The sequence below is a fragment of the Arthrobacter sp. M4 genome (assembly GCF_020251205.1).
Taxonomy (GTDB): domain Bacteria; phylum Actinomycetota; class Actinomycetes; order Actinomycetales; family Micrococcaceae; genus Arthrobacter.
Map to the genome: position 1 here is coordinate 1 of NZ_JAIWYX010000037.1, position 6,153 is coordinate 6,153.

Below are 6,153 nucleotides of genomic sequence, written 5' to 3' on the forward strand. Positions count from 1 at the left end.
CCTTTCGCGGTGAAACTCGCAGGAGCGGAGATTCGCCGCAAGGGCCGTGCAGAAGAGTCCCAGTTGCCTACCCCTTAAGACCGTGACTCTTCTGCTCTGAAAGGCAACTCCTGGGTGACGGCGAGCATACAAAGCCCGCTAACCACACATCAACAACGCAAGGATCCCGCCCCAGCGGGCACGAAGCTGCAGCCGCCGGTCTCGTCTCGAGCCTGCAGCACGAGTCTCACCGCCCCTCAGCGATCGCCGGCCGCGGATGGCCGGGTCACGCCGAGGCGATGAGGCGGGGGAGGTTGGAGAGCGCTCCGGCGGCGTGGGCTCGGCTGCGCTTGCGGGCCTCGGGGAGGCGTGGGTCGTCGGCGTAACGCTCCAGTTCGGCGAAAGGATACAGCCGGCTCGTGCGCGACCAGGCGGACACGGCCGGATGCTGGCCGCGGGCCCGGGCGTTCGCCATCAGCGCGGCGTAGGCGATGAGGAAGTCGACATTCCGATCCCAGAGGTGCAGCGGGCGGCAGAGCTCGTTCTTCTGGTCGTCGTCGTGGAGTTCGGCTTCGACGACGCCGAGCATCGCGTACTGGAACGAGACGGTGCCCCAGAACATCGGCTGAAGGGTGATGCGGCCAGGCTCGAAGATCGGGCGCAGTGGCGGCCGGACGAGCCCCGGCGCCGCGCAGTGGAGGTGCAGCGTGTCGGGTGTCGTGGGGATAATACCGTCGTCGAGGATGATGCGGTCGCGCTCGACAGTACGCACGTGGCCGAGGCGGACGACATCCTCGATTCGCCGGAGGAGGGCGATCTCGGCTTCTCCGACGATCGCGCCGTGGAACATCGTGGGTGGCACGGAGGGATCGACCCGCAGCAGGATTCCCTGTTCGTCGAGCCGTGCGAAGAGATCGTCAACCGTCGTCGCTTGGGCCATGGCCTGGATCTGTGCGGCGTTTGCGACGTACTGGTCGACGACGAGGTTGTGCGGCTGCAGGTAGCGTCGGTTCGGCCACCATCCCTCGCGCGGTTTGATCCACGTGAGGTCGGCGGGGTCCACACCCTGCTCGAGAAGCCACACACACGTGTCGAGGGCGGTCTTTCCCGCGCCGATCACCGTGAAGTGTTCGGCCGGGTGGGCGAGTCGGGCGAGCCCACCGGTGGGGATGCAGCGGACTCCCTCGGCCACGGCGAACGGCGGGGCGGAGGTGGCGGGGATGTGGCCCTCGAGGTACCTCGCATCCACCACGCGGCGGCGCACGGTGACGGGCACGGTGCGGCCGTCTAGGCGGGAGACGATCCGACCCTCGTCAACGAACTCGCACTCGGGCAGGTAGATTACGCGATCGGTCGGCAGGAAGACCCGCGTCATCGCCTCTTCGAAGTGCGCGCAGATCTCGTTCGGGCCGGCCAGCTCGTACATGCCTGCGTTCGTGCCGCTGACGTCGCGCCTGTTGGCTCCGAATGGCACGGATTCGACGCCGTAGAGGTTCGCGGGCTGGTGCAGCCGAACGAACGGATATGCGTCTTGCCAGTGTCCGCCGGGTGCGTGCCGACGATCGACGATCGCAACCGTGGCATCCGAATGCGCGAGGATCCGGTCGGTGAAGACCATCCCCGCTGTCCCAGCGCCGACCACCAGATAGTCGGCTTCGATGCGCCCGCGCACGCACTCACAGTAAAAAGATTCACACCGAATGGCCAGCACCTGCGTACCGAATTCCGCGTCCCGCTGGCTGCCGTTTGAAGTGGCTGTTGGGAGAGATAACCCGGTCCGTGAGCGAGACCCGGGCGCGCATCTCCTGAAGCTGATTCGGTCGAGGCTGGATGGGTTTGGTCGGTCCGCTCCGGGCAGGTCAGAGTGGCGCTGAACTGATCTTCACGGGGCAGCGCAGTTGAAGATAATTGTGCTGGGCGGATCCTTGGCGGCGCACGATGTGGGAGGGGTGAAATGTTTCCGGACATCATTGCCCAAGTCGTGGCAGAGCTGATCCAGGGATGGTTCGAGGGGCGGGGCGACGCGTCGCTTGCGTGTTTTGAGGGCTCTGGATCTCTCAAGGGAGCCAGTCATGTCGCTGAAGCAGCGAGAATTCGGGCGAAGATGGCTCACTTATGGATTGCGACATGTTGCGGACCTCGGGCTTGAATCGCAAGCACACAAGACATTCGGAGAGCGCTAAAGCGTGTTGAAGCCTTCCCATGGGAGAGCCGGGACGACGGCAATCGCCAGTAGTTTCCACCGGCTAACCGCCACGTCCAAGTGGTGTCCCAGCGCGAGGATCCTGATGAGCAGGCGTTGCGTACTCAGACAGCTGACAACGCCCCCATAGAAACAACGGTGGCCACAAGACAAAGCGGCCGCGCCTCCGGAAACGCGCGGCCGTTGCATGGATGGCGCCGAAAATGGAGAGCCCTGACATGCCGGATTTTGACCTGTATGGTCATGAAATCCGCCATGCTGCACACCTAAGGCGGCCTCAGAAAGGGAGCCCCTTGAAGGGGTCGTGGAAGAAAGTCGTGTTGTCTCCGCGTGGGCCCGCGGTGACGTCGATCTACACACCGGCGGGTCTCCGGGTCGAAGTACACGCCGTCGTCGAATGGCGCGGCGACCGGGCACTTGCCCCCGTCGAAATCCTTCGGTGTCTCCGGGCGGAGGACCGAATTCGCCGGGGGCGGGGCTGGCCGGACCCAGACGCGTTCGAGTGTCGACTCGGCGAGGAGGAAGTCGTGAAGCGGGAGTTGGCGGCCGACAGTCGCGAGTCGATGATGGGACTCGGTGCGTGGAAATGGGGCATCGTGTGCCTACACCTCGAGTTGTTTTGGTAGGTCGCGTTGCCGCCCCGGGGTGTGGAGGGCTTCCTCGATCGTGGCAATTATTTGTCGCAGGGCCTGGCTCGCCTGATGTTTCGCCTCTTGATCGACGATGCGTGCTGCGGGTGCTTCGACGACTGACTGGTCTTCGCGGCTGAACGCAGGAAGTTGATTGGTTACCTTACGCGGTTGCAGTGTTAAGGACCGCGTTATCAGTCCTGCGGGAACCTCTGCGGCCAGATCAGGTTCGAGGACGAGCAGGGCATCGATGCGTCCGGCGGCGTTGTTCAGCGCTGCGCGCCAGGACGCGTCCTCGTCTGCGACGAAGAGGCAGAGTCCGTAGTTCGTGGGCGCCAGAGCGGCAAAGGCACCTTCCAAGGCGTCAATGAAATGTTTGTGCCGCAGCGATGGCGTAAGGACTCCGATGTTGCCTTTTCGTCCTGTGGCGAGTGCTGCGGCCGCTGCCGACGGTATGTATCCCAGGTGCTTGGCTATTGCGATGATCCGGCTTCGTGTGGCTGGTGCGACTTTGGGATGACCTCTTAGCGCCCGGGATACGGTGGCGGTTGAAACCCCAGAGGATACGGCGACATCCTTGATACCAACGCGTGGCTGAGTCTCCCTATCGGTGGGTAAATCCACTGGCTTCCCCTTTGTGAGCAATGTGGCGGGGCCGGTCGTCGGGACCGTTTCATCGTGGACACGGCTTGTGCTGGCTGGTCAGCTGATGCACGAGGCAATGTCGGAGCGTCAAGGCTGCGAATTCTTCGAACGCCCGGCAGTGCCGGGCGCACGCTAGGATGAACGGTTTCATGCTTGCGGGTGCTGTCTGCGCCGCGACCCGGAGAGCATTCTGCGCTGTGTCATTTGGGCCCGGCATGTTTTGCGAACTGCCTTGGGCCCGGGCGGATTCCCGGTTTCACCGGGAGGGTCAGCTTAGGACCGCCAGTTCAAGCTGGTCTACCGCCACATCAGCGTCGGCGAAAAACTCAATTTCCGTTTGTCCGCCGTGGGGGAAGATGAGGTCTGTTATGGTTGCGAGCCCGCCCTGGGCGAAGACCTCGATTGAGCATGCGTCTACGTAGACTTCAAGCTCGACCCGACCGTCGATTAGATCGAGTGGCGCCCGCTCAATGGAGGGGAAGAGGTCGTGGACGGCGACGCTGGATGCTGTGCGGTCCAGGCGCAGTTCACGTGTGGCCGCGTCGACGATGAGGGATGTCAGTTCTCCGTCACCTGTTCGGAACCTCAGACCGAATACGCCTCCGGCGGGTTGCATTGTGTTTACCTGAACACGGAGTGCCTCCCCGGAGGGAAGGGTGGCGATGCTGGTTTGCCCTGCGGGCAGAACCGTGCCGGGCGCATCTGTAGGGTGCGTCACGAGGGTCGGTGTCGGGGCGATGGGTGCCTGGATGAGCCTTGTACGGCCACCGACGGTGGCGAGGGAGATCTCGCGCGGGAGAGTCATCGCGCTCCGCCAGGTTCCGGTGGGGGTTGAGCCGGCGTATTGCCAGTTGCTCATCCAGCCGATCATGATGCGCCGGTCGGCCAGGCCGCTGAAGGAGACTGCGGCGTAGTTGTCCCGGCCCCAGTCGAGCCATGACCCGCGAAGCCCCGCTGCACCGTCGACGGTTTCTTGGGTGGCTGGTGTTTCGGTGAAGTTGACGCCGTCGAAGTCGCCGATGAAGTACCGTGTGCCGGAGCCGCCAGCGACTCCGCCTGGGGTGACGCTTACGATGAGCACCCACGCGGTGCGGGTGGGGTCTTCGTCGATCGGGAGTTCGAATAGGTCGGGGCATTCCCAGACGCTTTCGGCGGGACCGTCGGCGGTGAAGTCGCTCAGGTGCTCCCACGAGAGGAGGTCCGGTGAGTTGTACACGACCACGCGGTGCTCTGTTGCCTCGACGGCGACCATGACCCAATAGGCCCCGGCTGGCCCGTCGTACCAGAAGACCTTCGGGTCGCGGAAGTTGGCGGATTTACGGTCCAGGACGGGGTTGCCGGCGTATTTGGACCATGTTTGGCCCTCGTCGAGGCTGTAGGCGAGGGACTGCGCCTGGGTGCCGTTGCGCTGCGACGTTTCGGTGTACGCGCTGGTGTACACGGCGACCATCGGGGGTGTCGTACCGTTGCCCAGCCCGGAGGTGTTGTGGGTGTCAACGACGGCGCTGCCGGAAAAGATGGCCTCGTCGTCGTCGCACTGGATGGCGACGGGCTGCTCGGTCCATGTGAGCAGATCGGTGGACGTCGCGTGGCCCCAGGACATGTTGCCCCACTCAGGGCCGTAGGGGTTGTGCTGGTAGAAGAGGTGGTAGACGCCGCGGTGGAAGACGAGCCCGTTCGGGTCGTTCATCCAGTTCTTGGCGGGCGTGTAGTGAATGCGGGGCCGATAGATGTCGCGTGTGGGCGCGGGGACGGAAGTCATGGAATCTGTTCTCTGGGTCTTGAATCGGGGGGAGGGGAGAGGGCGGGGTTCTGGGCTAAAGCGCCGGATTCGGGCTGGATAGCTCGGCGAGGGTGGGTGGTTCAGCGCCGGGACGGGAGACGGTGATGGCGGCGGCCTTGGCGGCGAAGGCTCCTGCGGCGGCCAGTTTGGTGTTGCCGAGCGGTTCGAGCTGGGGCCGCCGGGAAGCCAGGAGGGCCCACAGGAGCGCCGACATGTAGCCGTCTCCGGCGCCGACTGTGTCGGCGACCGTGGTGCGGACGGGCTGGATGTCGATGAGGTCGCCGCCTGCGAGGAGCAGCGACCCGTTGGCGCCGGCGGTTACTGCCACAACCGGGCCGTGCGCGGCAATGGAACGGGCTGCTTCACCTGGGGTGAGGTTCGGGTACAGGAAGGCGGCGTCCTCGTCGCTGAGCTTGACGACGTCGGCCAGCGCTGCGAGGCGTTCGAAGCGCGCCCGGGCGGTGCTCGGCTGGCCGACGAGGTCGGGGCGGATGTTCGGATCGAAGCTCACCGTTGCTGTTCCGCGGAGCCCGCGGACGATCTCCTCGACCTGGTCGGCGCCGGGGGTCAGGAACGCGGCAACGGAGCCGATGTGCACGTGGTCCGCGGCCGGGAGGTTGACACCCTTCGGCAGGCTCCAGGTGAGATCGAAGGTGTAGCGTGCGGCGCCGTCGTCCTGGATCTCCGCGACAGCTGTTGAGGTAGCCGGATGGGACCACGATTCCGGCAGCAGGGTCACCCCCGCAGCCTCGAGCCGGGACGCGATTGCCTGCCCTCGCGGGTCCCGGCCGAGTGCCGTGAGGAACGACGTCGCGACACCCAGCCGCGCGAGGCCGAGGGCGACGTTCGCCGGCGATCCGCCCGGGTGCTCCCGGGTTCCTGCGGAGGTGTGGATGATGTCGGTGAGTGCCTCG

The 6,153-nt window shown here is 65.1% G+C and carries 4 protein-coding genes; all 4 read right to left on the reverse strand.

Going from position 1 to position 6,153, the window contains the following annotated elements; all coding sequences use genetic code 11:
- Positions 1-265: 265 nt before the first annotated feature.
- Positions 266-1,651: an NAD(P)-binding protein gene (locus LD110_RS23220; protein ID WP_225502309.1), complete on the reverse strand. Its 1,386-nt coding sequence runs from the start codon at positions 1,649-1,651 to the stop codon at positions 266-268.
- A 1,133-nt stretch (positions 1,652-2,784) separates the two neighbouring features.
- Positions 2,785-3,435, reverse strand: coding sequence for a LacI family DNA-binding transcriptional regulator (locus tag LD110_RS23225; protein ID WP_225502310.1), 651 nt, complete (start codon positions 3,433-3,435; stop codon positions 2,785-2,787).
- 289 nt (positions 3,436-3,724) lie between these two features.
- Positions 3,725-5,218 (reverse strand): glycoside hydrolase family 32 protein, encoded by a 1,494-nt coding sequence (locus LD110_RS23230; protein ID WP_225502311.1) that lies wholly within the window; start codon positions 5,216-5,218, stop codon positions 3,725-3,727.
- A 55-nt stretch (positions 5,219-5,273) separates the two neighbouring features.
- The coding region (locus tag LD110_RS23235) for a PfkB family carbohydrate kinase (RefSeq protein ID WP_225502312.1) at positions 5,274-6,153 on the reverse strand (880 nt) is incomplete at its 5' end.

What these genes read in the sequence shown, in the direction of transcription:
- LD110_RS23230 (WP_225502311.1), bottom strand. Translation starts at nt 5,218, where the DNA reads ATGACTTCCGTCCCCGCGCCCACACGCGACATCTATCGGCCCCGCATT.